The 25,333-nt window shown below is 70.3% G+C and carries 22 protein-coding genes; 21 read left to right on the top strand and 1 reads right to left on the bottom strand.

Going from position 1 to position 25,333, the window contains the following annotated elements:
- Positions 1-13: 13 nt before the first annotated feature.
- The 17 genes from AC07OH_RS05050 (at position 14) to AC07OH_RS05130 (ending at position 17,106) form a co-directional block, all read left to right on the top strand.
- Positions 14-1,966 (top strand): TonB-dependent receptor domain-containing protein, encoded by a 1,953-nt coding sequence (locus AC07OH_RS05050; protein WP_495299821.1) that lies wholly within the window; start codon positions 14-16, stop codon positions 1,964-1,966.
- A complete protein-coding gene (locus AC07OH_RS05055) occupies positions 1,951-3,348 on the top strand; it encodes a cobyrinic acid a,c-diamide synthase CobB (RefSeq protein WP_495299822.1) in 1,398 nt (465 codons plus the stop codon). The genes AC07OH_RS05050 and AC07OH_RS05055 overlap by 16 nt, the downstream gene beginning before the upstream one ends.
- A complete protein-coding gene (locus AC07OH_RS05060; protein ID WP_070060494.1) occupies positions 3,335-3,916 on the top strand; it encodes a bifunctional adenosylcobinamide kinase/adenosylcobinamide-phosphate guanylyltransferase in 582 nt (193 codons plus the stop codon). The genes AC07OH_RS05055 and AC07OH_RS05060 overlap by 14 nt, the downstream gene beginning before the upstream one ends.
- On the top strand, positions 3,913-4,794 hold the full coding sequence (locus AC07OH_RS05065) for an ABC transporter substrate-binding protein (protein ID WP_495299823.1): 882 nt from the start codon (positions 3,913-3,915) through the stop codon (positions 4,792-4,794). Before AC07OH_RS05060 ends, AC07OH_RS05065 begins: the two co-directional genes overlap by 4 nt.
- Positions 4,795-4,799: 5 nt before the next feature.
- Positions 4,800-5,810: a FecCD family ABC transporter permease gene (locus AC07OH_RS05070; protein ID WP_095747588.1), complete on the top strand. Its 1,011-nt coding sequence runs from the start codon at positions 4,800-4,802 to the stop codon at positions 5,808-5,810.
- Entirely contained in the window at positions 5,807-6,589 is a 783-nt protein-coding gene (locus AC07OH_RS05075) for an ABC transporter ATP-binding protein (protein ID WP_495299824.1), read from the top strand. The genes AC07OH_RS05070 and AC07OH_RS05075 overlap by 4 nt, the downstream gene beginning before the upstream one ends.
- A gap of 64 nt (positions 6,590-6,653) precedes the next feature.
- Positions 6,654-7,223 (top strand): cob(I)yrinic acid a,c-diamide adenosyltransferase, encoded by a 570-nt coding sequence (gene cobO / locus AC07OH_RS05080; protein ID WP_095745107.1) that lies wholly within the window; start codon positions 6,654-6,656, stop codon positions 7,221-7,223.
- A 5-nt stretch (positions 7,224-7,228) separates the two neighbouring features.
- A complete protein-coding gene (gene bluB / locus AC07OH_RS05085) occupies positions 7,229-7,927 on the top strand; it encodes a 5,6-dimethylbenzimidazole synthase (protein WP_495299825.1) in 699 nt (232 codons plus the stop codon).
- Positions 7,927-8,400 carry a MotA/TolQ/ExbB proton channel family protein gene (locus AC07OH_RS05090; protein WP_492735541.1) on the top strand — a complete coding sequence of 158 codons (474 nt, stop codon included), beginning with the start codon at positions 7,927-7,929 and terminating at the stop codon, positions 8,398-8,400. Before bluB ends, AC07OH_RS05090 begins: the two co-directional genes overlap by 1 nt.
- Positions 8,397-8,750 carry a DUF2149 domain-containing protein gene (locus AC07OH_RS05095; protein ID WP_070060498.1) on the top strand — a complete coding sequence of 118 codons (354 nt, stop codon included), beginning with the start codon at positions 8,397-8,399 and terminating at the stop codon, positions 8,748-8,750. Before AC07OH_RS05090 ends, AC07OH_RS05095 begins: the two co-directional genes overlap by 4 nt.
- Positions 8,747-12,736 (top strand): cobaltochelatase subunit CobN, encoded by a 3,990-nt coding sequence (cobN, locus tag AC07OH_RS05100; RefSeq protein ID WP_495299826.1) that lies wholly within the window; start codon positions 8,747-8,749, stop codon positions 12,734-12,736. The genes AC07OH_RS05095 and cobN overlap by 4 nt, the downstream gene beginning before the upstream one ends.
- Positions 12,737-12,754: 18 nt before the next feature.
- A complete protein-coding gene (gene cbiB / locus AC07OH_RS05105) occupies positions 12,755-13,735 on the top strand; it encodes an adenosylcobinamide-phosphate synthase CbiB (protein WP_495299827.1) in 981 nt (326 codons plus the stop codon).
- Positions 13,732-14,748 (top strand): aminotransferase class I/II-fold pyridoxal phosphate-dependent enzyme, encoded by a 1,017-nt coding sequence (locus AC07OH_RS05110; RefSeq protein WP_495299828.1) that lies wholly within the window; start codon positions 13,732-13,734, stop codon positions 14,746-14,748. Before cbiB ends, AC07OH_RS05110 begins: the two co-directional genes overlap by 4 nt.
- Before the next feature lie 54 nt (positions 14,749-14,802).
- Positions 14,803-15,156 (top strand): CidA/LrgA family protein, encoded by a 354-nt coding sequence (locus AC07OH_RS05115; protein WP_056581435.1) that lies wholly within the window; start codon positions 14,803-14,805, stop codon positions 15,154-15,156.
- The gene (locus AC07OH_RS05120) at positions 15,153-15,881 is read left to right on the top strand and encodes an LrgB family protein (protein WP_062479889.1); all 729 of its coding nucleotides are present in this window, start codon (positions 15,153-15,155) and stop codon (positions 15,879-15,881) included. The genes AC07OH_RS05115 and AC07OH_RS05120 overlap by 4 nt, the downstream gene beginning before the upstream one ends.
- A gap of 42 nt (positions 15,882-15,923) precedes the next feature.
- Positions 15,924-16,388 carry an OsmC family protein gene (locus tag AC07OH_RS05125; protein ID WP_495299829.1) on the top strand — a complete coding sequence of 155 codons (465 nt, stop codon included), beginning with the start codon at positions 15,924-15,926 and terminating at the stop codon, positions 16,386-16,388.
- A gap of 91 nt (positions 16,389-16,479) precedes the next feature.
- On the top strand, positions 16,480-17,106 hold the full coding sequence (locus AC07OH_RS05130; protein ID WP_495299830.1) for an FMN-binding negative transcriptional regulator: 627 nt from the start codon (positions 16,480-16,482) through the stop codon (positions 17,104-17,106).
- Positions 17,107-17,127: 21 nt separating this feature from the next.
- On the opposite strand, the gene AC07OH_RS05135 is transcribed toward AC07OH_RS05130, so the two are convergent.
- Positions 17,128-18,042, bottom strand: coding sequence for a LysR family transcriptional regulator (locus tag AC07OH_RS05135; RefSeq protein WP_495299831.1), 915 nt, complete (start codon positions 18,040-18,042; stop codon positions 17,128-17,130).
- A gap of 181 nt (positions 18,043-18,223) precedes the next feature.
- Between AC07OH_RS05135 and AC07OH_RS05140 the strand changes: the two genes are divergently transcribed.
- The 4 genes from AC07OH_RS05140 (at position 18,224) to AC07OH_RS05155 (ending at position 25,328) form a co-directional block, all read left to right on the top strand.
- Positions 18,224-19,105: an alpha/beta hydrolase gene (locus AC07OH_RS05140; RefSeq protein WP_307693759.1), complete on the top strand. Its 882-nt coding sequence runs from the start codon at positions 18,224-18,226 to the stop codon at positions 19,103-19,105.
- Positions 19,106-19,260: 155 nt separating this feature from the next.
- Positions 19,261-20,514, top strand: coding sequence for an efflux RND transporter periplasmic adaptor subunit (locus tag AC07OH_RS05145; RefSeq protein WP_489056936.1), 1,254 nt, complete (start codon positions 19,261-19,263; stop codon positions 20,512-20,514).
- A gap of 40 nt (positions 20,515-20,554) precedes the next feature.
- Entirely contained in the window at positions 20,555-23,827 is a 3,273-nt protein-coding gene (locus AC07OH_RS05150) for an efflux RND transporter permease subunit (RefSeq protein WP_495299832.1), read from the top strand.
- A gap of 25 nt (positions 23,828-23,852) precedes the next feature.
- A complete protein-coding gene (locus tag AC07OH_RS05155; protein WP_495299833.1) occupies positions 23,853-25,328 on the top strand; it encodes an efflux transporter outer membrane subunit in 1,476 nt (491 codons plus the stop codon).
- The last annotated feature ends 5 nt before the right edge of the window (positions 25,329-25,333 follow it).

Here is a 25,333-nt window from a genome sequence, read left to right on the forward strand (position 1 = left end):
TTCGGTTCACCCCATGATTTCCTGTGTTTCCCTCTCCAGCGGCCGCGCCAGCGTGCGCCGCAACCGTCCCGCGTGCCTGCCGCTGACGCTCGCCCTGGCCTCGGCCTTCGGCGGCCTGGCCCTGGTGCCGCTGGCCGCGCAGGCGCAAGCCGCCGCAGCAGCATCTGCCACGCTCGACGAGACCGTGGTCACCGCCAACCGCACGCCGCAGGCGCTGTCGGACCTGGTGGGCGATGTCTCCATCATCGACCGCAAGACCATCGAGCGCAGCGGCGCGACCGGCGTGGCCGACGTGCTGGCGCGCCTGCCCGGCATGGAGATCTCGCGCAGCGGCGGCGTGGGCAACGCCACCAGCGTGTTCATCCGCGGCGCCGAATCGCGCTTCACCGCGGTCTACCTCGATGGCGTGCGCATCGATTCGCAATCGACCGGCGGCGCCGGCTGGGAAGGCATTCCGCTCGCGCAGATCGACCGCATCGAAGTGCTGCGCGGCCCGGCCGCCGCGGTGTACGGCTCGGATGCCGTGGGCGGCGTGATCCAGCTTTTCACCAAGCGCGGCGAGGAGGGCGTGTCGCCCTACGCCGGCATCGGCTTCGGCAGCCACGGCCTGCGCCGGATCGAAGGCGGCGTGAGCGGCAAGTCGGGCCTGCTCGACTACTCGTTCGGCGTCGCGCATGAAGAAAGCAAGGGCTTCAACATCCAGCCGATCGCCAAGCGCACGCCCTCGAAGGACGGCTTCACCAACCCCGACCGCGACGGCTACCGCAGCACCTCGGGCAACCTGAAGCTGGGCTTCCAGATCACGCCCGACCAGCGCATCGACGCCACCTTGCTTACCAGCAACACCGAGGCGGCCTACGACCCGTCGGTGAGCTTTCGCACCAAGCCGCCGATCACCTTCCGCGACGACGTGTCGACCAACGAGCTGCGCACCGCCGGCCTGACCTGGTCGGCCAAGTGGAACGACATCTACAGCACCCGCCTGCAGGTGACCGATTCGCAGACCGTCTACAAGACCCAACCTTCGTTCTACCGCACCGAGACCCGCCTGCGCGGCTACCTGTTCCAGAACGAATTCCGTTTCGGCGCGCACCTGGTGACCGCCACGCTCGAGCGCCGCGAAGACGCGCTCGAGAACGCGCCCACCACCTCGGCCAAGCTGTTCTCGCGCGACCGCTCGCAGAACGCCGCCGCACTGGGCTACGGCTACGTGAAGGGCCCGCATTCGCTGCAGCTGCACGTGCGCCATGACGACGACAGCGAGTTCGGCGGCAAGACCACCGGCAGCGCCGCCTACGGCTACGCGATCACGCCGAGCCTGCGCGCCACCGTGTCGGCCGGCACCGCGTTCCGCGCGCCCACGCTGTACCAGCGCTTCAGCGAGTACGGCCTGGCGAGCCTGCAGCCCGAATCGAGCCACAACGTCGAGCTGGGCCTGCAGTACACGGCCGGCGCCACGCAGGCCGGCATCGTGCTGTACCGCAACCGGGTGCAGAACCTGATCGTGTTTGACGGCAGCGCCAAGGGCTGCCAGTCGTCGTTCGGCTGCTACGCCAGCACGGCGCGCGCACGCTACCAGGGCGTGACGCTCACGGGCGGCCACCGCATCGGCGACGTCACGCTGCGCGCCTCGCTCGACTACCAGGACCCGCGCGACCTCGCCACCGACCACCTGCTGGCACGCCGCGCCCGGGCCCACGGCACGCTGGGCGCCGACTGGCGCATCGCCGGCTGGACGCTGGGCGCCGAGGTCCAGAGCTCGGGCAAGCGCTACGACGACGCGGCCAACACCGTCAAGCTCGGCGGCTACACGCTGCTGAACCTGTCGGCCAGCAAGCAGATCACGCGCGACCTGAACCTGGTGGCGCGCGTGGACAATGTGGGCGACAAGGACTACCAGTTCGCACGGCTCTACGCCACCGGGGGCCGCACCGCGTACGTCGGACTCAAGTGGACTCCGCAGTAAACACCCGCCGCTCCTCGCCCGGCGCAGCCGTCACCTGCGCCGCGGTGCTCGTGGCCGCGCCGGCCTCGGGGCAGGGCAAGACCACGGTCGCGGCCGCGCTGGCACGGCTGCACGTGCGCCAGGGCCGCCGCGTGCGGGCCTTCAAGTGCGGGCCCGACTTTCTCGATCCCCACTGGCTCGCGCTGGCCACCGGCGCGCCGGTGCATTCGCTCGACCTGTGGATGACCGGCGAGGCCGACTGCCGCGCGCGCCTGCATGCCGCCGCGAGCGAGGCCGACCTGGTGATCGTCGAAGGCGTGATGGGCCTGTTCGACGGTACGCCCAGCGCGGCCGAGCTGGCCGAGCGCCTGGGCCTGCCGGTGCTGGCCGTGATCGACGCGCAGGCCATGACCGGCACCTTCGGCGCGCTGGCCTACGGCCTGCAGAACTTCCGCCCGGGCCTGCCCTGGGCCGGCGTGCTCGCCAACCGCGTGGCCGGCGAGCGCCATGCCGACATGCTGAAGGACGCATTGCGCGAGCCCGACGACTGGCTCGGCGCCTTGCCGCGCAGCGCCGATTTCGCGCTGCCCGAACGCCACCTGGGGCTGGTCGGCGCCGCCGAACTCGGCGATGCGATGGTGCGGCTCGACGCCGCGGCCGACGTGCTCGCCGCCACGCCGCTGGGGCAGCGCGCGCCCGGGCAGCTGCCGCAGGTGCGCTTCGAGCCGGAGGCCGCTGCGCCCGTCGCGCCGCTGCTGGCCGGACGCACCATCGCCATCGCGCGCGACACGGCGTTCTCGTTCATCTACCCGGCCAACCTCGAGGTGCTCGAAGCCCTCGGCGCGCGGCTCGCGTTCTTCTCGCCGCTGGCCGACGAACCGCTGCCGCCTTGCGACGCCACCTGGCTGCCCGGCGGCTACCCCGAGCTGCATGCGGCCGTGCTGTCGGCCAGCGACCGGCTGCGGCTCTCGCTCGCCAACCACGTCACGGCCGGCAAGCCGATCTGGGCCGAGTGCGGCGGCATGATGGCGCTGTTCGACGAACTCGCCACGCGCGACGACGCCGAGCCGACCGACGTGCACCGCCTCTGGGGCGTGCTGCCGGGGCGGGCCGTCATGCAGAAGCGGCTGGCCGGCCTCGGCCCGCAGCAGCTCGATCTGGGCGCGCATGCTCTGCGCGGCCACACCTTCCACTACTCGCGCTGCGAGACGCCGCTCGCACCCGCCGCGCGCACCGTCGGCACGCGCGGCGGCGAGGCGCTGTACGTGCATGGGCCCGTGCGCGCGAGCTACTTCCATGCGTGGTTCGCGTCCAGCCCGGAAGCGACCGCGCGGCTCTTCAGCGCCATGCCCCTCGAACTCGACAGCCACGCCGCACAGGCGCCCCCCGATGCCCCTCACTGAGCACGAATTCATCCTCGGCGGCCAGAAAAGCGGCAAGTCGCGCCGCGCTGAACAGCGCGCGGCCGACTGGCTGGCCCAGGCGCCCGCATCGCGCCGTGCGGTGTTGATCGCCACCGCGCAGGCCCACGACGACGAAATGCGCGAGCGCATCGCGCGCCACCAGGCCGACCGCGCCGAGCGCGTGCCCGGTCTGCAGACCCTCGAGGAGCCGATCGAGCTGGGGCGTGCCATCGTCACGCAGAGCGCGCCCGACACGCTCGTGGTGGTCGACTGCCTCACGCTGTGGCTCACCAACCTGCTGATGCCGCTGCGCACCGAAGGCGCCGCCGTGGTCACGCGCACGCCCTCGGCGCACGCCACGCTGCTGCTCATCGCGCTGCGCGAGGCGCGCGGGCCCGTGGTGCTGGTGGGCAACGAGATCGGCCTGGGCGTGATCCCGCTGGGCCGCGAGACCCGCGCTTTCGTCGACGTGCTCGGCCGGCTGAACCAGGACGTGGCGGCCGCCTGCCATCGCGCGACGCTGATGGTCGCCGGCCTGCCGCTGACGCTGAAGGCACCCGGCGCATGAGCTTCGATCGCACGAAGACCTGGTTGCGCGCGTCGTTGCTCGGGCTCGCCCTGGTGGTGGGCGCGCAGGCGGCGCAGGCCGTCGATGTGGTCGATGAGCGCGGCGTCACCGTGCATCTGGTGCAACCGCCGCAACGCATCGTCTCGCTGCTGCCGTCGCTGACCGAAGGCGTCTGCGCACTCGGCGCCTGCGACCGCCTGATCGGCGTCGACCGCTATTCCAACTCGCCCGCGCAGGTGCGCGCGCTGCCGCAGCTCGGCGGCGGGATCGACCCGAACGTCGAAGCCGTCGTCGCGCTCAAGCCCGACGTGGTGCTGCTCGCCAAATCGTCGCGCGTCACGCAGCGGCTCGAAGCGCTGGGCCTGAAGGTGATCGTGCTCGAACCCAAGAGCCACGCCGATGTGCGCCGCGTATTGGGCGCGCTCGACCAGGTGCTCGGCACGCACGAGGCGCCCGCCGTGTGGCGCGCCATCGACGCGGCCGTGTCGGCCGCGGCGCAGTCGCTGCCCGCCAGCGCCAAGGGCCTGCGCGTGTACTTCGAGGTCAACACCGGCCCCTACGCGGCGGGCGATTCGTCCTTCATCGGCGAGACGCTCGCGCGGCTCGGCGTGAAGAACATCGTGCCGGCGTCGCTTGGCCCCTTTCCCAAGCTCAACCCCGAGTTCGTCGTGCGCGCGAACCCCGACCTCATCATGGTCAGCGTGCGCAGCGCGATGGGGCTGGAGCAGCGACCCGGCTGGGGCGGCATCCGCGCGGTGCGCGAAGGCCGCGTGTGCCGCTTCGACGCCGAGCAGACCGACGTGGTCGTGCGCCCCGGTCCGCGCATGGACGAGGCCGCGCGCCTGATGGCGCAGTGCCTGGCGGACAAGGGGCGGTGAGCGGCATGCATTCCGCCCATCTGCGTCGCGTGCTGCTGCTCGGTGCCGGCCTGCTGGTGCTGGGCGCGGCGCTGCTGCTTTTCGGCCTGGGCATCGGCAGCACCGGCTTCCAGAGCCTGCTGTCCGCGCGGCACGACCCGGTGGCGCTGCAGATCGTGTGGGACATCCGCCTGCCGCGCACCCTCGGTGCGTGGCTCGCGGGCGCGCTGCTCGGGCTTGCGGGCGCGGTGGCGCAGGGGCTCTTTCGCAACCCGCTGGCCGATCCGTACCTGCTGGGCAGCGCCTCGGGCGCGTCGCTCGCCGTGGCGTTGGCGCTGATGCTGTTCGGCGGCTCCGTCACCAGCACGCAATGGGTGATGCGGCTGGGGCTCACCGGCGCGGCCTTTGTCGGCGCGGTGGCCGCGGTGCTGCTCACGCTCACGCTGGCGCGCGGCGTGCAGCAGACCCTGCGCCTGCTGCTGGCGGGCGTGATCGTCGGCGTGGTGCTGGGCGCCGCCAAGGACCTCATCACCATCGCCTCGGCCGACATTCTTCAGGCGCTGCAGGGCTTCGTGCTCGGCAGCACCGGGCTGGTCGGCTGGGCCGCCTGCGCCGTGATGGCGGCGGTCGGCGCGGCCTGCCTGCTGCTGGCCTGGGCGCTCGCGCCGGTGCTCGACGGGCTGGCGCTGGGCGAGGCCACGGCGCGCAGCCTGGGCCTGCCGCTGGGCGCCATGCGCGCCGCGCTGGTGGCGGTGCTGGCGCTGGCGACCGGCGCCGCCGTCGCGCAGACCGGTCTCATTGCTTTTGTCGGCCTGGCCGCGCCGCACCTGGTGCGCTCGGTGGTCAAGACCACGCATGCGCGGCTGATCGTGCTGTCGGCGTTGATGGGCGGGCTGCTGCTGATGGCGGCGGACCTGCTGGCGCGCTGGCTGATCGCACCGCAGGAGCTGCCCGTGGGCGTGCTCACGGCCGTGCTCGGCGGCAGCTACCTGCTGTGGCTGATGCACCGGCGCGGCGCGAAGGGAGGCGGCCTGTGAGCCGCACGCCATCCGCCGCGCTCGAAGCGCATGGCCTCAGCGCCACGCTCGGGTCGGTCGAGGTGCTGCACGGCATCGACCTGTCTCTCGCGGCCGGCCGCTGGACCAGCATCGTCGGGCCGAACGGGGCCGGCAAGTCGACGTTGTTGAAAGCGTTGGCCGGCCTGCTTGCACATCGCGGCGAGGTGCGGCTCTTCGGCGAGGCGCAGGCTGCTGTGCCGGCCCGCGTGCGCGCGCGGCGCCTGTCCTGGTTGGGCCAGAGCGGCACGGGCGAGGGCAGTGCCGACGACCTGATGGTCTACGACGTCGCCATGCTGGGGCGCCTGCCGCACCAGCGCTGGCTCGCGGCACCCAGCGAAGCCGATCGCGATGCGGTGGAGCGCGCATTGCGCAGCACCCAGGCTTGGGACTGGCGCGACCGTCCGCTGGGGCAGCTCTCCGGCGGCGAACGCCAACGTGTGCTGCTGGCGCGTGCGCTGGCGGTCGAGGCAGAGCTGCTGCTGATGGACGAGCCGCTGGCCAACCTCGATCCGCCGCATCAGGCCGACTGGATGCAGACGGCGCGCGAACTGGTCGCGCAAGGCCGCACCGTGGTCAGCGTGTTGCACGAGCTGCCGATGGCGCTGGCTGCGGATGAACTGGTGGTGATGAATCGGGGGCGGGTGATGCATCACGGTGCTTGCGCCGATCCTGCGACGCATGCTGCGCTCGAACAGGTGTTCGACCACCGGATTCGCGTGCATCGCGTGGCAGACCAATGGATAGCGTTGCCGCTATGAAGCTTCGCGCCTGTGCACACGCCCTGAACGACAGCGCCAAAGACACAAGCAAACGGAAAACCTCATGCAAATAGAAACCCCTCCCAGCGAAAAGCCCTACGAAAAGCCCGAAGGCGAACGCCGCGGCATCGTCATCGTCAACACCGGCGACGGCAAGGGCAAGAGCACGGCGGCCTTCGGCCTCGCGCTGCGCGCACACGGCCGTGGCAAGGCCGTGAAGATCTACCAGTTCATGAAGGTGCCTTCGGCGCGCTTCGGCGAGCACCGGATGTTCGAGCAGATCGGCATTCCCATCGAAGGCCTGGGTGATGGTTTCAGCTGGAAGAGCCAGGACCTCGAACGCTCGGGTCAGCTCGCGCGCGACGGTTGGGAAAAGGCCAAGGCCGCCATCCTGTCGGGCGACTTTTTCCTCGTGGTGCTCGACGAGATCACCTACCCGCTGATCTACGGCTGGCTGCCGCTCGAAGGCGTGCTCGAGACCCTGCGTGCGCGTCCCAAGCACGTGCACGTCGTGCTCACCGGCCGTCGCTGCCCGCCCGAGATCATCGAGCTGGCCGACACGGTCACCGAGATGCAGATGGTCAAGCACGCGTTCAAGGCCGGCATTCCGGCGCAGCGCGGCATCGAGGACTGACCCCGATGGTGGCGCATGCGTTCGCGGCCGACGAGGCGAGGGCGGTGTACCGCGCCATCCACGAGCGGCGCGACATGCGCCACTTTGCAGGCGGCGAGGTGGCGCCCGAGGTGCTGCGCCGCCTGCTCGACGCCGCGCACCACGCGCCCAGCGTCGGCTTCATGCAGCCCTGGCGCTTCATCCGCGTGCGCGGCGAAGGGCTGCGCCGGCAGTTGCACGAGGTGGTCGAGCGCGAACGCGTGCTCACCGCCCGCGCGCTCGGCCAACGCGAAGAGGAGTTCATGCGCCTCAAGGTGCAGGGCGTGCTCGACGCGGCCGAGCTGCTGGTGGTGACGCTGGCCGACGGCCGCGAGCCGCATGTGTTCGGCCGCCGTACCCTGCCGCAGATGGACCTGGCCTCGGCCTCCTGCGCCATCCAGAACCTCTGGCTTGCGGCGCGTGCCGAAGGGCTGGGCATGGGCTGGGTGTCGCTGTTCGAGCCCGCCGAACTGGGCGTGCTGCTCGGCTTGCCCGAAGGCGCGGAGCCGATCGCCTTGCTGTGCCTGGGCCCGGTGCATGCGTTCTACGAAGAACCGATGCTGCAGCGCGAACGCTGGGCCCGGCGCGCGCCGCTGGCCTCGCTGGTGTTCGATGAAAGCTGGGGCCGGCCGTCGGACCTGTTCGATCCTTCTTCCACTTCATCTTCTTGCGTGGAGCTCACCTGATGCTGGCCTTCGACACCGTTCTCTTCGAGCTCGCGCGCCTGTTCCTCTGGCCCGTGACGCTCGGCGTGCTGCTGTCCTTCGTCTACGCGGTGTACTGCCTCGGCGCCTTCGGCATCGAGTGGTGGCAGCGCCGCGGCGATCCGTCGCGCGCGCTGGTGCTGCAGCGCCACGCGCAGGCCAGCCAGGAGCAGATGGAACTGGTCGTGCTCAAGCAGCTCGAAGGCGTGCGCCTGTGCAGTCGCGTGGCGCCGATGCTGGGGCTGATCGCCACCATGATCCCCATGGGCCCGGCGCTCGTGGCGGTGGCCTCGGGCGAATCGCAGGGCGTGGCGCAGAGCCTGGCGCCCGCGTTCGCGGCCGTGATCGTGGCGCTGGCCTCGGCCTCGATCACCTTCGTGGTCTACACCGTGCGCCGCCGCTGGCTCATGCGCGAGCTGGTGATGCTGCTCGACGCGCGGGACCGGCTGTCATGAGCCGGCGCCAGTTCTCCATCCTGAGCAGCCTGGACAGCGATGACGACGACCCGGTGCTCTCGACCATCAACCTGATCGACGTCTTCATGGTTGTCATCGGCATGCTGATGATCGCGGTCATCAACAACCCGGTGAATCCGTTCTCGCAGGACAAGGTGACGGTCATCCGCCACGAGGGCCAGCCCGACATGGAGATCATCACGCGCGAAGGCCGGAAGGTCACGCGCTTCAAGGCCAGCGGCGCGACGGGGCAGGGCGATGGCGAAAAGGCCGGCACCGCCTGGCGTCTGAAGGACGGCACGATGATCTACGTGCCGGCGGACGCGGTGCCGGCGCCGGGCGGGAAGTGACGCGGCTTCTCGTCTTCTGGCTCGGGTTCCTGTGCCTGATGGCGCAGCCTGCGGTGGCGGCCGACTCGCGCGTGGTGGTGCTGAGCACGGCGCTGGTGTCGCCTGCGCGTGTGGTGCGGCTGCAGGCGGCGGCGCGCGAGGCTGGCGTGCCGCTGCAGGTGGTGTCGGCTGCGCAGGAGACGCCCGAGGCGCTCGCCGCCGCGCTCGACGGCGCGCGCCTGCTGGTCATCGATGCGCCGCACCTCAGCGTCGCGCAGTCGGCGGCGGCGCGCTTCGGCGATGTCATTGCGCGAACCTCCGTCCCTTACGTGCAGATCGGGGAGTTCGCGCTCGTGGCAAAAGGCCAGAAACCGCCCGAGGTGCCACCGCTCGCGGCCGAGCGCGGCGTCGATGCGGCCTGGGCGCAGCGGTTGCGTGCCTACTGGCGTTTTCCGGGCGAAGCGAACCTGAAAGCCTCGATGCAGGCGATGGCACACATCGGCGATGCCGCCGGGCTGCCCGACCCCGTGCCGTTGCCGCTCGCGGGCTTCTATCGCCCCGATTGGCCGCGCGTCGAAAGCAGCATCGCCGTCGTCGAGGCATTGCCAAGCGGGCAGGGTACCGTCGCCATCGCCGTCAACAGCGCCACGCTCACCAGCGACGACACCGACTGGCTCGACGGCCTGATCGGCACGCTCGCGCAGCGTGGCCTGCGCGCCTATGCCTTCTACGGCCCACGTCAGCAGAAGGACCTGTTCTTCCGCATGACGCACGCGGGGGAGGGCGATCGCCGCGTGGCCGACCTCCTCATCAACGCCGCGCTGGTATTCAGCCCGAACGAACGCAAGGCCGAACTCGAACGCATCGGCGTGCCCGTGCTGCAGACGCTGCCCTCGCTGGCCATGGACGCGGCGCAGTGGGCGCGCAGCAAGGACGGCCTGGCGCAGACCGACATCGCGGCCTACTACAGCCCGAGCGAACTCGCGGGCATGACCGACCCGATGCTCGTCACCGCGCGCGATGCCGTCACCGGCAGCCTGCAGCCACTGCCCGCGCAGATCGACGCCGTGGCCGACAAGGCCGCCGCGCTGCTGCGCCTGCGGCGCACGCCCGCCGCCGAACGCCGCGTGGCGATGCTGGTCTACAACTACCCGCCGGGCGAGGCGAACTTCGGCGCGTCGTTCCTCAACGTGCCGCGCAGCGTCGACCGGATGCTGTCCGCGATGCAGGTGGCCGGCTACCGCACCGAGGCGCCGGGCGCAGACAAGGTCATTGCGCAGGTGCAGGCCACGATGAAGGCCTACTACCCGACCGCGCAAGGCGGCGATGCGTTGCAGCCGCTGCTCGACCAGGGCCTGGCCGATACGCTGCCGCTGTCGCAGTACCTCGCGTGGTTCCGCGCGCTGCCCGTCGAGACGCAACGCCGCATCGAAGCCTACTGGGGTCCGCCCGAGGCCTCGACGATGCTGCGGCCCGTGGCCGGCGCGCCGGCCTTCGTGGTGCCGCGCGTGCAGTTCGGTCAGGTGGTCGTGCTGCGCCAGCCGCCACGCTTCGAGCCCGGCACGCAGGTGGCCGACAAGGCGCAGCAGGTCTACCACCGCGCGGCCGTGCCGCTGAGCCACGGCTACCTCGCGACCTACCTCTGGCTGCGCAGCCGCTTCGGCGCCGATGCGCTCGTGCACGTGGGCACGCACGGCACGGTCGAGTGGTCGGCGGGCAAGGAGCGCGGGCTCTCGGTGCAGGACGATCCGCTGCTCGCGCTGGGCGACGTGCCCAACGTCTACCCGTACATCATGGACAACCTCGGCGAGGCGACGACCGCCAAGCGCCGCGGTCGCGCGACCATGGTGAGCCATTCGACGCCCATGTTCGCGCCCGCGGGCTTCCGCCCCGGCGTGCGAGAGATGCACGAGCGCCTGCACGACTGGGAAACGCTGTCGCCCGGCGCGGTGAAGACCGCGCTGGAACGGCGCCTGACCGCCGAGTTCGTTGCCCAGCACTACGACCGCGACCTGCAATGGACGCCCGCGCGCATCCGCGCCGATTTCGCGGGCTTCATCGCCGTGCTGCACCCGTACCTCGACGAGCTGGCGCAGACCGCGCAGCCGCTGGGTCTGGCGACCTTCGGCGAGGCGCCTGATGCGCAGCGGCGGCGCCAGACGATCCTGCAGATCCTCGGCAAGCCCGTGGCGCAGGCGATGGGTGAAGACCTGGACGAGATGTTCCTCACGGATGCGCAGGGCATCGCGGCTTCGAAGCCGGCGCGCTGGCTGGAGGCCGTGCTGGCGGGCAACGACACGGCCGACGCTGAACCTCTGCGCACCCTGGCCGCACGGGCCCGCGCCCTCGACGCGGTGCTGGCCCACAACGAGGAAATCGAAGGCCTGCTCACCGCGCTCGACGGCCGTTACCTGAAATCGCGCTACGGCGGTGACCCGGTGCGCGACCCCGACAGCCTGCCGACCGGGCGCAACCTCTACGGCTTCGACCCCAGCCGCGTGCCCACGCGCGCCGCCTGGGACACCGGCGTCGCCGCGATGGACGACTGGATCGCCGCGCACGCCCGCACCCACGGCGGCCGTGCGCCGCAGAAGATCGCCTTCACGCTCTGGGCCGGCGAGGCCTCGCGCCACCAGGGCGTGACCGAGAGCCAGGCCTTCCACGCGCTGGGCGTGAAGCCGCGCTGGGACGAGGCCGGGCGCATGGTCGGCATCGAGATCGTGCCGGCTGCGGTGCTGAAACGACCGCGCATGGACGTGCTGATCAGCGTCACCGGCTCCTACCGCGACCAGTTCCCGCACGTGATGCGCTGGCTCGATGAGGCCGTGCAGCAGGTGGCCGCGCTCGACGAGCCCGGCAACGCCGTCGCGCAGCACAGCGAGGCGATGGCGCGCACGCTGCGCGCCGGGGGCGCGACGGCGGCCGAGGCGCGGCGCTGGTCGACCGCGCGCGTGTTCTCGAACGAGCAGGGCAGCTACGGCGCCGGGCTCGAGGAAGCGGTGCTCGCCACCGACCTCTGGAAGGGCCAGCAGCGCGGCGGCGGTGATGCGCAGATGGCCGGGCTCTACATGGACCGCATGGGCCACGCCTACGGGCGCGGCCTCGACGGCGCGGCGCGCCCGGGCGCCTTCGCGGGCAACCTCGCGCAGGTCGATGCGGCGCTGATGGCGCGCACCTCCAACCTCTACGGCGTGCTGACCAACGACGACCCGTTCCAGTACCTGGGCGGCATCGCGCTGGCCGTGCGCCATCTCACGGGCAAGGACCCGGCGCTGTACGTGCAGAACCTGCGCGACGGCGCGGCCGTGCGCACCGACACCGCCGCCGGCGCCATCGCACGCGAGATGCAGACGCGCTACCTGCACCCGCAGTGGATCGAGGCGCAGAAGGCCGAGGGCTACAGCGGCGCGCTGCAGGTGCTCAAGACCGCGCAGTTCCTCTGGGGCTGGCAGGCGACCGCGCCCGCCGCGGTGCGCGCGGACCACTGGCAGTCGCTGCACGAGGTCTATGTGCGCGACACCTACAAGCTCGGCACGCGGCAGTGGCTGGAGCGCGAGAACCGTGCCGCCTTCGCACAGACGCTGGAGCGCATGCTCGATGCCGTGCGGCTGAACTACTGGGCGCCCGACGCCGCGACGCGGCGTGAGCTGGCGCAGGCCTACACCGAGGCGGTGCGCGCCACGGGGCTGCGGGAGCGCAACGAGGCGGTGCAGCGGTTTGCGAAGGCTGCGTTGGCGCCGTCGCCTGTCACTGCCCCTGCACCGGTCGTCGTCGCACCCGCCGTCGCGCCCGTCGAAGCGACCCAGCCCGCACCCGAATCGCCCGCCGCAGCGGACCTCACGCAACCGGTGGCCGGCTTGCAGCTGAAGCCCGTCGCCGATACCCCATCGCCCCCGCCGCCATCCGCCGTGCTGCCGCGCCTGCTCGCCGCTTTCGGCGCTGCCTTGCTGCTGGCTGTCGGTGCGCTGGTGCAATGGCGGCGCGGCCGGGCCGTGCCTGCCGCCTGATTCACGAGAATGCCTGCCATGCCCGCGCTCGATCCCTTCACTGTCTTCGCCCTCGCGCTGGTCGCCGCCCTGTGGCTGGCGTTGGCCGTCGACCGCTGGCTGGGCGAGCCGCCCGCCGCGCTGCATCCGGTCGTGTGGATGGGGCGCTACCTGGACTGGATGGGCAGCCGCCTCGCACCGCGCGCGGCCGACGCGAAGCCGCGCGACCTGCCCGGCTTCGCGATGGGGGCGCTCAGCTGGTGCGTGGGTGCGATGGCCGCGTTCGCCGTCGCATCGGCGGTGCAGAGCCTGGCGATGCAATGGCTGCCTGTGTGGGCCATGGCCGTGGTGCTCGGGCTTGCATTCAAGCCGCTCTTTGCGTGGCGCATGCTGCGCGACGAGGTGCAGGCGGTCGAGGCCGCGCTGGGCGAATCGCTCGACGCGGGCCGCGCACGGCTCGCGCGCCTCGTGAGCCGCGATGTCTCGGTGCTGAGCGAGCGCGAAGTGCGCGAGAGCGCCATCGAGTCGCTGGCCGAGAACCTCAACGACTCGCTGGTGGCGCCCGTGTTTTGGTTCGTGCTGTTCGGCCTGCCCGGCGCGGCGCTCTACCGCTTCGCCAACACCGCCGATGCCATGTGGGGCTACCGCGGCGAACGCGGCGGACGCGACTGGACCTGGTTCGGCAAGTGGGCCGCGCGCGCCGACGACGTGCTCTCGTGGCTGCCTGCACGCCTCACCGTGCTGTTGCTGGCCCTCGCGGCCGGCCGCTGGCCGCGTGGCGTGGCCCGCGAAGCGCGCCGCACGCCGTCGCCGAACAGCGGCTGGCCGATGGGGGCGATGGCGCTGTTGCTGGGCGTGCGGCTCGCCAAGCCGGGTGTCTATGCGCTGAACGGGGAAGGGCGCGCCGCCACGTCGGCGGACACCGCGCGCACCGCGCGACTCGGCGAACGGGCGGCGTGGGGGCTGGCGGTGATCGCTTCGCTGGCGATGCTGTCGCCGTTGCTGGCGAGGTGGGCATGACGAACCCCGCCATGGTGCATGGCGGCCCCGACGAGACCGGGGCCGCGCCGCACGACTTCTCGACCAACGGCAACGCGGTCGGCTCGTGCCCCGCGGTGCTGGCTGCGCTGCGCGAAGCGGACGCCGCGCACTATCCCGATCCGCGCTACACCGCGCTGCGCGCCGCGCTCGCCGATTTCCACGGCGTGGCCGTGGAGCGCATCGCGATCGCCGCGAGCGCGAGCGAATTCATCCACCGCATCAGCGCCGCTGTGGCGCAGGACGGTGGTGCAGAGGTCTGGCTGCCCGCGCACAGCTACGGCGACTACGAACGTTCGGCCTTGGCCTGGGGCCTCGGCGTGAAGCGCGCACCCGAGGAGGCCGACGGCGCCGCGCTGCGTTGGTGCTGCGAACCGTCGAGCCCGTTCGGCCAGCCGCAGCCCGACATTGCCGAACATGCCGCGAGCGATGCCGTCTGCGTGCTCGACATGGCCTACGAGCCGCTGCGCCTCGAAGGCCAGCCCTCGCACGACGCCGCGCAGCGCGATCGCCTCTGGCAGCTGTGGACACCGAACAAGGCCATGGGCCTCACGGGCATCCGCGCCGCCTACGCCATTGCGCCCGCGAACGCCGACGAGGCAGGTCCGCTGCTGGAACGACTCGAACGTCTTGCCCCGTCGTGGCCGCTGGGCACGCACGGCGTCGCGTTGCTCACGACCTGGACCACCGACGAAGCACAAGGCTGGCTCGCGCGCAGCCTCGACATCCTGCGCGACTGGAAGGCACGGCAACGCGCCGTGTGCGAATCGCTGGGCTGGCAGGTGCTGCCGGGCGACGCCAACTTCTTCGGTGCGCAGCCCGACGTGCCATACCCGCCCCGCGCCGCCGCACTGCGCGCCGAGGGCATCAAGCTGCGCGATTGCGCGTCCTTCGGCTTGCCGGGGCACCTGCGCCTGGGCGTGCTGCCGCCGGCCAGCCAGCAGGCCTTGAAGGCCGCGTGGGCGAGGGCCAGCGTCGCACGACACAGCGGCTGAACGCACCTCGCACCACAATAGGGCCGTCTCAAGAAAAGGAAAACGAACAGGCCCATGCTCTACGCCATCACCACGCTCTTCCTGTGCCAGCTTGCGGGCGAACTGCTCGTGCAGTGGCTGTCGCTGCCGATTCCCGGTCCGCTGATCGGCATGCTGCTGCTGTTCGTCGGCCTGCTGGTGCGCGGCGGCGTGCCGCAGGAGTTGACCGACACCTCGGGCCACCTGCTGCGCAACCTGATGCTGCTGTTCATCCCGGCGGTGACCGGCGTCATGCTGCATTTCGAGCGGGTGGGGCGCGAATGGCTGCCGTTCCTGGCGGCCGGCGTCGTGGGCGGCGCCTTCACCATGGCGGTGACCGCGCTCACGCTGCGCTGGATGATCCGCATCACCGGCAAGGACGCCGAATGAACGCGCCCGCCAAGTTGTCTGAAATCTGGGTCTTCCTGGCCCAGTCGCCGCTGTTGTGGCTGTCACTCACGTTGCTGGCCTACCTGGGCGCGCTGTGGCTGCATGCGCGCAGCGGACGCAACCCGATGGTCAACCCGGTGCTGGTGTCGGTGATCGTCATCGTCGGCGTGCTGCTGCTCACGCGCACGCCTTACGACACGTATTTCGAGGGCGCCAAGTTCGTCCACTTCCTGATCGGCCCGGCCACCGTGGCACTGGCCGTGCCGCTGTACAGCCAGGTCGGCCGGCTGCGGCGCCTGTGGCTGCCGATCGGCGTGGCGCTGCTGGTGGGCTCGGTCGCTGCCATCGTGTCGGCCATCGGCATCGGCTGGGTGCTCGGCGGTTCGCACGAGCTCCTGATGTCGCTCGCACCCAAGTCGGCCACCATGCCGATCGCGATGGGCGTGGCCGAAAAAATCGGCGGCCTGCCGTCGCTGGCGGCCGTGGCCGCGGCCATTGCCGGCATCTCGGGCGCGATCATGGCGACGGGTTTGCTGAACCTGTTGCGCATCAAGGAACCCGCGGTGCGCGGCTTTGCCGTCGGCATGGCGGCGCACGGCATCGGCACGGCGCGCGCCATCCAGGTGAACGAGACCGCGGGCGCGTTCTCTGCGCTGGCGATGGGGCTGAACGGCATCGCGACCGCGCTGCTGGTGCCGCTGATCGTGAAGCTGATGACCGTCTGACATCCATCGCTCATTCATTCCATTCATCGAGGAGCACGACCCATGTCCGAGTACACCGCCGAGATCGTCTGGGAGCGGGGCGACCAGGACTTCCTGGCCAACACCTACAGCCGCCACCACGTGCTGCGCTTCGATGGCGGCGCGCAGGTGCCGGGCTCCTCGTCGCCGCACGTGGTGCCGCTGCCGTTCTCCGACGCGTCGGCGGTCGACCCGGAAGAGATGTTCGTGGCCTCGCTGTCCAGTTGCCACATGCTGTGGTTCCTCACCATGGCGGTGAAGCGCAAGTTCGTGGTCGACCGCTATGTCGATGCGGCCACGGGCGTGATGGAGAAGAACACCGAAGGAAAGATGGCGATGACTGTGGTCACGCTGCGCCCGCAGGTGAGTTTTTCGGGTGAGAACCTGCCCACGCGCGAGCAGATCGCGCACCTGCACCATCGGGCGCATGAGGAGTGCTTCATTGCGAATTCGGTGAAGACCGAGGTGCGGTGCGAGCCGGTCTACTGACCCGTGGCGGGTGGGTGACCTCCACGCGACTGCGTTGGACGGGAGGGGGCGCAATACTCGACGCGCATCGATCCCCCGAAAGGCCTCCCCCGTGCACATCCAGCCCCTCTTCGCCATCGAGGCGCGCGACGAGCTTCACCGGCTCATGCGTGCCTACCCGCTGGCCACGCTCTTCACGGTCGCGGGCAGCTCGGTCGATGCCAACCTGCTGCCGCTGGAGGTGATCGATCGCGGCACGCACGGCGTGTTGGCAGGCCATGTGGCCCGCAGCCATTCGCTATGGACCGGCGAGGCGCGAGGCGGTTGCGACGTCACCGTCGTGTTCCAGAGCCCGAACGCGTTCATCTCCCCGCGCTGGTACGTCAACGGCCAGCGCAGCGGGCGATTGGCGCCGAGCTGGAACTACATCGCGGTGCAGGCAACGGGGCGGTTGCGGTTCGTCGAAGACGCCGCCTGGCTGCGCTCGCACCTCGAAGCGCTGACGCGCTCGCAGGAAGCGGGGCGCGAAGAGTCTTGGTCGCTGGCCGATGCATCGCCCGAATTCGTCGATGACGCGCTGCAGCGGCTGGTCGGGTTCGAGATCGACATCCTCGCGCTGAGCGGCAAGCGCTTTCTCTCGCAGCAGCGCACCGAGGCCGACCGGCGCAGCCTGGTCGAGCACCTGTCCCGAGAAGAATCGCTGCCGGCGCGTGCGCTGGCAGCGCTGATCCAGCCCTGAAAAGGCGAGAAAGGGCGCCCCTCAGCGCCGCTGCAACCGCGGATTCTTCGCAAACAGATCCGCCGCCCAGTCCACAAACGCCCGCACCTTCGCGCTCAGGTGCCGGTTCGGCGGATACACGACATGAATCGGCAGCGGGTCGCGCTGCCAGTCGGCCAGCACTTCGACGAGTTCGCCGCTTTCCAGCAGCGGCTCGGCGGTGAAGGTGATGCACTGCGACAAACCGAAGCCCGCGAGCACGGCCGTCATGTGGGCGTTGCTCTCGTTGACCGACACGCGGTAGGGGCCGTTGAGCTCGATGTACTCGTCGCCCTTCTTGAACTCGTGCGGGTACACGCGCCGGGTGGTGCCCGAGAAGTAGCTCACGACGTGGTGGCGCTTCTCGATGTCGTTCGGATGCTGCGGCGCACCATAGCGCTTGATGTAGGCCGGCGAGGCCACGGTTATGAAGTGCAGGGTGCCGATGCGGCGCGCCACCAGCGACTGGTCGTTGAGTTCGCCGGCGCGGATCACGCAGTCGACGTTGTCGCTGATCAGGTCGACGGTGCGGTCGCTCACGCCCAGGTCGACCTGGATGTCGGGGTAGCGGTCGCAGAAGCTGGCCAGGTTGGGCAGGATGATCTGCTGCGCCACCGAGGTGCCCACGTCGATGCGCAGCCGCCCCGTGGGGTTGGCCTGCGCATTCGTCATGCTGGCTTCCATGTCGTCGAAGTCGTTCAGCAGCCGCGCGGCGCGCTCGAAGTAGGCGGCGCCGTCGGGCGTGACGGTGACGCGCCGGGTCGTGCGGTTGAGCAGCTTCACGCGCAGGCGCGATTCCAGCGCCTGGATCTGCTTGGTGACGGTGCCCTTGGGCAGGGCCAGAGAGTCGGCGGCACGGGTGAAGGTGCCGGCTTCCACGACGCGGACAAAGATCCGCATTGCCTGGATTTGATCCATCGAATGCCTGTTCAGGGAGACCGGCATATGCCGGAAGGAGGCGGATTCTCACACAAGGAATGCGCCCCTACGGAGTGCCCGATTGTTCTCCGTTTGGAAACAGAGTAGGGCTGTGTTTCCTGTTTCAACGTGCTTGTAGCGCCTTATATTTCAACCATCGCCCATCCCCCTGAGGTCGCCCATGTCACCCCGTCCATCGTCCCGGTCCGCTGAAGCTGCTGCGCTTGCCGCGGCGCAAGGCGTGGAGTCCGATCTGTCGATCGAGCTGCCCGGCCGCGAGCCCGTGGCTGCCCGTGTCTACGGACTGCGTCCACGGGGCGAGACCGTGCCGCTGGTGCTGCACTTCCATGGCGGCACTTTCATCTGCGGCAACCTGGACAACGGCCGCAACGTGGCCCGGCTGCTGGCCGGCGCGGGCGCGGTGGTGGTCTCGCTCGACTACCCGCTGGCCCCGGCGGCCCCGTTCCCGGAGCCGGTCGAGGTGGGTTATGCGGCGCTCGAATGGCTCTACAAGCAGCGCGTGAAGCTCGGCGGCAAGGGCGCCCAGGTGTACCTGGCCGGCGAAGAGGCCGGCGGCAACCTGGCGGCCAGCGTGGCCCTGGTGGCCCGCGACCGCGCCCATCCGCCGCTGGCAGGCCAGATCCTGCTGTCGCCCATGCTCGACCCGTGCGCCGGCACCGCCTCGCTGCGCAATGCCACGAACGACGCGGCCGAATGCCGCTGGGCCACGGGCTGGGCCAAGTACCTGAGCTGTCCCTCGAACGCCACGCACCCCTATGCGGTGCCGAGCGGATCGCTGCGGCTGGCCTCGCTCGCACCGGCGCTGGTGCTGGTGGGGCCCGACGACGCGATGCGCGACGAGGCCATGACCTTCGCGGGCCGGCTGCGCTCGGCCGGCATCGAGGTCACGAGCAGCGTGCTGACCGGCGCCGACAACTGGCCCAAGGCGCTGTACGACACCGAGGCTGTGGGATGCGCGTCCTGCGAAGCCAGCGTGCAGCAGCACTTCCGCGAGTTCTTCAGCGCCACCACACCGCCCCCGGCGGTCCCTGAGCCCAGCTAGGCCCGCGAGGGTCCGCTCCGCCCCCTGAACCAAGCCGCCGCCTCCACCGAGGCGGGTGGCAGGGCTTTCTGTTCTCCGAATTCCGCCTCCTGACGCCGCTGGCGCCGGGATGGCCTGTTGCATCCCGAAAAAGTCATCGAGAAGGACGAACCATCATGTCGAACAAGAACGAACAATCGCTGTCTTCCGCTGCTCGCAAGAGCCTGTGGCCCGCCGTCACCGGCCTCACCGCGGTGCTGGCCGTGGCCGCCGCGGTGGTGGGCATGTACAGCTTCAAGGCCGAGGCCACCGCCCCGGTCGCCGCGCAACAGGGCACGCCGGTGTCGGTCGCCACCGTGGCGTCGAGCGAGATCAACGCCTGGGACGAGTTCTCGGGCCGCCTCGAAGCCGTGCAGCGCGTCGACGTGCGCTCCCGCGTGGCAGGCGCCGTGCAGGCGGTTCACTTCCGCGAAGGCGCGCTGGTGAAGCAGGGCGACCTGCTGATCACCATCGACCCGGCGCCGTACGCTGCCGAGGTGGAGCGTGCCGAAGCGCAGGTCGCGTCGGCACAAGCCCGCCAGGCCTTCAGCCGCAGCGAGCAGGAACGCGCCAAGCGCCTGTGGGACGAGCAGGCCATCGCCCAGCGTGAACTCGACGAGCGCGTGAACGCTGGCCGTGAAGCCGAAGCCAACCTGCGCGCCGCGCAGGCCTCGCTGCAGACCGCACGCCTGAGCCTGGGCTACACCCAGGTGCGCGCACCGGTCTCGGGTCGCATCGGCAAGCTCGAAGTGACCGTGGGCAACCTGGTGGCCGCCGGCCCCGGCGCGCCCGTGCTGACCACGCTGGTGTCGGTGAGCCCGATCTACGCGAGCTTCGACGCCGACGAGCAGGTCATCACCCGCGCGCTGAAGGACCTGCCGGCCAACGCCGGCGCCCGCGGCCAGATCGACACGATTCCCGTGCAGATGGGCACCGCCGGCCTCGAAGGCACGCCCTTCACCGGCAAGCTGCAGCTGATCGACAACCAGGTCGACGCCCGCAGCGGCACCGTGCGTGTGCGCGCCTCGTTCGACAACAAGGACGGCGCGCTCATTCCCGGCCAGTTCGCCCGCATCCGCATGGGCCAGGCCCGCAACGACACCGCGCTGCTGGTGAGCGAGCGCGCCATCGGCACCGACCAGAACAAGAAGTTCGTGATGGTCGTGGGCGACGACAACAAGGCCATGTACCGCGAGGTGACGCTGGGCGCACCCATCAACGGCCTGCGCGTGGTGAGCAAGGGTCTGAAGGCCGGCGACCGCGTGGTGGTGAACGGCCTGCAGCACATCCGCCCGGGTGCGCTGGTGGTGCCGCAGACCGTGACGATGGACGCCAAGCTCGATACGAAGCAACAACAACCGGAACGCGTGGCCGAGGCCGCGAAGTCCTGATTTCGGAGGAGGGCGCCCTGGCGCCCGCCGGAGAACCAACATGAATCTCTCAAAATTCTTCATCGACAGGCCGATCTTTGCCGGCGTGCTGTCGCTACTGATGCTGATCGCGGGCCTGATTGCGCTGCGCGGTCTGCCGATCTCGGAGTACCCCGAAGTCGCGCCGCCCTCGGTGGTGGTGCGCGCAACGTACCCCGGCGCCAACCCGAAGGTGATCGCTGAAACGGTGGCCACGCCACTCGAAGAGCAGATCAACGGCGTCGAAGGCATGCTCTACATGGGCAGCCAGGCGACGACCGACGGCGTGATGACGCTCACCGTCACCTTCCGCCTCGGCACCGATCCCGACAAGGCCCAGCAGCTGGTGCAGAACCGCGTCTCGCAAGCCGAGCCGCGCCTGCCCGAAGAAGTGCGGCGCCTCGGTATCACGACCGTCAAGAGCGCACCCGACCTGACGATGGTGGTCCACCTCGTCTCGCCGAACAACCGCTACGACATCAACTACCTGCGCAACTACGCGGTGCTGAACGTGAAGGACCCGCTGGCGCGCATCGAAGGCGTGGGCCAGGTGCAGATCTTCGGCGGCGGCGACTACTCGATGCGCGTCTGGCTCGACCCGCAGAAGGTCGCGCAGCGCGGCCTCTCGGCTTCCGACGTGGTGGCGGCCATCCGCGGCCAGAACGTGCAGGCCGCGGCCGGCGTGGTCGGCGCATCGCCGGGCCTGTCGGGCGTGGACATGCAGCTGTCGATCAATGCGCAAGGGCGCCTGCAGAGCGAAGAAGAGTTCGGCGACATCATCGTCAAGAGCGGCACCGACGGCGCCGTGACCCGCCTGCGGGACATCGGCCGCCTCGAAATGGGCGCCGCCGACTACTCGCTGCGTTCGCTGCTGAACAACGACCCGGCCGTCGGCATGGGCGTGTTCCAGGCACCGGGCTCCAATGCGCTCGACATCTCGTCCAACGTTCGCAAGACGATGGAAGAGCTCAACAAGAACATGCCCGAGGGCCTGGAATACCGCATCGCCTACGACCCGACGCAGTTCGTGCGTGCGTCGATCGAATCGGTGATCCACACGCTGCTCGAAGCCATCGCGCTGGTGGTGCTCGTGGTGATCCTGTTCCTGCAAACGTGGCGCGCGTCGATCATTCCGCTGCTGGCCGTGCCGGTGTCGGTGATCGGTACCTTCGCGGTGCTGCACATCCTCGGTTTCTCGATCAACGCGCTGAGCCTGTTCGGGCTGGTGCTGGCGATCGGCATCGTGGTGGACGACGCCATCGTGGTGGTGGAAAACGTCGAACGGAACATCGAAGCCGGGCTCACGCCGCGTGAGGCCACCTACCGTGCCATGCGCGAAGTGTCGGGTCCCATCATTGCGATCGCGCTGGTGCTCGTGGCCGTGTTCGTGCCGCTGGCGTTCATCAGCGGTCTCACGGGCCAGTTCTACAAGCAGTTCGCGGTGACCATCGCGATCTCGACGGTGATCTCGGCCATCAACTCGCTGACGCTGTCGCCGGCCCTCGCGGCACTGCTGCTGCGCGGCCACGACCAACCGAAGGACGCCCTGACGCGCGGCATGGACAAGGCCTTCGGCTGGCTGTTCCGTGGCTTCAACAAGTTCTTCCATCGCGGCTCCGAGGCCTACAGCGGCGGTGTCAAGCGCGTGATCTCGCGCAAGACGCTGATGCTGGTGATCTACCTGGCGCTGGTCGGCGTGACCTTCGGCCTCTTCAAGGCGGTGCCCAGCGGCTTCGTGCCGGCGCAGGACAAGCAGTACCTGATCGGTTTTGCCCAGCTGCCCGACGGCGCCACGCTCGACCGCACGGAAGAGGTGATCACCCGCATGGGCGAGATCATGAAGAAGAACCCGAACGTGGAAGACGCCATTGCCTTCCCGGGCCTGTCGATCAACGGCTTCACCAACAGCTCGAACTCGGGCATCGTGTTCGCCACGCTCAAGCCCTTCGACCAGCGCAAGCGCCCCGACCAGAGCGGCGGTGCGGTGGCCGGCCAGCTCAACGGTGCGTTCTCGAGCATCCAGGACGCGTTCATCGTGATGTTCCCGCCGCCGCCGGTGGCAGGCCTGGGCACGACCGGCGGCTTCAAGCTGCAGATCGAAGACCGCGCCTCGGTCGGCTACGACCAGATGGACGTCGCGGTGAAGGCCTTCATGGCCAAGGCCTATGCAGCGCCTGAACTGACGGGCATGTTCACGAGCTGGCAGGTCAACGTGCCGCAGCTGTACGCCGACATCGACCGCACCAAGGCGCGCCAGCTCGGCGTGCCGGTGACGGACATCTTCGACACGATGCAGATCTACCTGGGTAGCCTGTACGCCAACGACTTCAACAAGTTCGGCCGCACGTACAGCGTGCGCGTCCAGGCCGATGCGCCGTACCGCGCCCGTGCCGAAGACGTGGGCATGCTGAAGGTGCGCTCGACCTCGGGCGAAATGGTGCCGCTGGCCGCGCTGATGAAGGTCAACTCGACCTTCGGCCCGGAACGCGCCATGCGCTACAACGGCTACCTGGCCGCTGACATCAACGGCGGCCCGGCCCCCGGCTATTCGTCGGGCCAGGCGCAGGACGTGATCACCAAGATCGCGGCCGAGACGCTGCCCAAGGGCGTGAGCTTCGAGTGGACCGAGCTGACCTACCAGGAAATCCTGGCCGGCAACTCCGCCTTCCTGGTGTTCCCGCTGGCGATCCTGCTGGTGTTCCTGGTGCTGGCTGCGCAGTACGAAAGCCTGACGCTGCCGATCGCGATCATCCTGATCGTGCCGATGGGCATCATGGCCGCGATGGCGGGCGTGTGGATCTCGGGAGGCGACAACAACGTCTTCACGCAGATCGGGTTGATCGTGCTGGTGGGGCTGAGTGCGAAGAACGCGATCCTGATCGTGGAGTTCGCACGGGAGCTGGAGTTCGCCGGACGCACGCCGATCCAGGCCGCGATCGAAGCCAGCCGCCTGCGCCTGCGCCCGATCCTGATGACCTCGCTGGCCTTCGTGATGGGTGTGCTGCCCCTCGTGCTCTCGACCGGCGCCGGCTCCGAGATGCGCAAGGCGATGGGCGTGGCGGTGTTCGCCGGAATGATCGGCGTGACGGCCTTCGGCCTGTTCCTGACGCCGGTGTTCTATGTGCTGATGCGCCGCCTGGCGGGCAACCGGCCGCTCAAGCTGCACGGCGAAGTGCCGCACGGCGACGACTTCGTGTCGGCCGACCATCCGGTGACCCCGTCGCACGGTGGCGGTGGTGGCGGTCTGCACCCGGTGCCGGCCTCGCCGCGTCCCTCGCATGGCGCGCATGACTGATCGACAAGAAGAAAGAAGGTTGTCCATGACATTCGCAATCCCAACCCTGATGCGCCCCTTGCGCGCCGCCGTGCTGCCATTGGTGGCGGCCCTGGTGCTGGCCGGTTGCGCCAGCGTGCCTTCGGGCATGCCCACGGTGCCGACCGCGGCGCAGTTCAAGGAACAGCCGCAGCAGCAACCGGGTGCCACGGCACCGGCCGGCTTCACCCGGGCCACGCCCGCCGAGGCGCAACCGCGCGGCGAGTGGTGGCTGGCGTTCAACGACCCGGTGCTCAATACGCTGATCCAGCGCGCCGAGGTCGACAACACCAACATCCAGGCCGCCGCCGCGCGGCTGGCCGAGGCCCGCGCGCTGGCGCGCAGCGCCCAGGCCGACCGCCTGCCGCAGATCGGCCTGGGCGCCGGCGCCAACCGCGGTGCGGGCCTGGACAAGGCAACGGCCAGCACCCGGCCCGGCACCATGACCAACATCGGCGCCACGTTCTCCTACGAGGTCGACCTGTTCGGCCGCCTCTCGGGCGCGGCCGATGCGGCCAAGCTCGACGCGGCCGGCCGCGAGGCGCTGCTGCAGAGCACCCGGCTCGCGGTGCAGGCCGAGGTGGCGCAGACCTACCTGCAGCTGCGCGCGCTCGACGCTGAACGCGTGCTGGTGCGCGAATCGGTCGCGGCCTACCGCGACACGCTGCGCCTGACGCAGCGCCGCCAGCAGGCCGGCGACATCGCCGAGCTCGACGTGGCGCGCGTGCAGACCGAGGTGTCGTCCACCGAGTCGGACGCGCTCGCGCTCGACCGCCAGCGCGCCCAGGTGGAGCATGCGCTGGCCGTGCTGGTGGGCGATTCGGCCTCCAGCTTCGGCATGCGGCCCGACGACTGGGCCACCGCGCTGCCGGTGATCCCGCCGGGCGTGCCGTCCACGGTGCTCACGCGCCGGCCGGACGTGTCGGCCGCGCAGAGCGCCGTCATGGCGGCGCAGGCCCGCGTGGGCGTGGCGCAGACGGCGTGGTTCCCGAACATCTCGCTGACCGGCGCGGCCGGCTATGCCTCGCCCGAGATCGGCGACCTCTTCAAGTGGTCGGCCCGCTCGTGGGGCGTGGGCGCGCTGCTGTCGCTGCCGATCTTCGACGGCGGGCGCCGCGAGGCCGGCGTGCAGGGCGCCAACGCCCAGCTCGACGGCGCACTGGCCAGCTACCGCTCGCAGGTGCTGGTGGCGTTCCAGGAGGTCGAAGACCAGCTGGCCGCCATCCGCATCCTGCAGGAGCAGTCGGTGGTGCAGGCGCAGGCCGTGACCTCGGCGCAGCGCGCCACCAGCCTGTCGGACACGCGCTACCGCAACGGCTACGTGAGCCAGCTCGACCTGCTCGACGCGCGCCGCAGCGAGCTGCGCAACCGGCGCCAGGCGCTGCAGGTGAAGTCGGCCCAGTACCAGGCGACGGTGGGGCTGATCCGCGCCATCGGCGGCGGCTGGGAAGTGCCGGCCACGGAGAAGGTGGCGACCCGCTGATCGGG

The sequence above is a fragment of the Variovorax sp. GW821-FHT10C12 genome, from assembly GCF_059415405.1.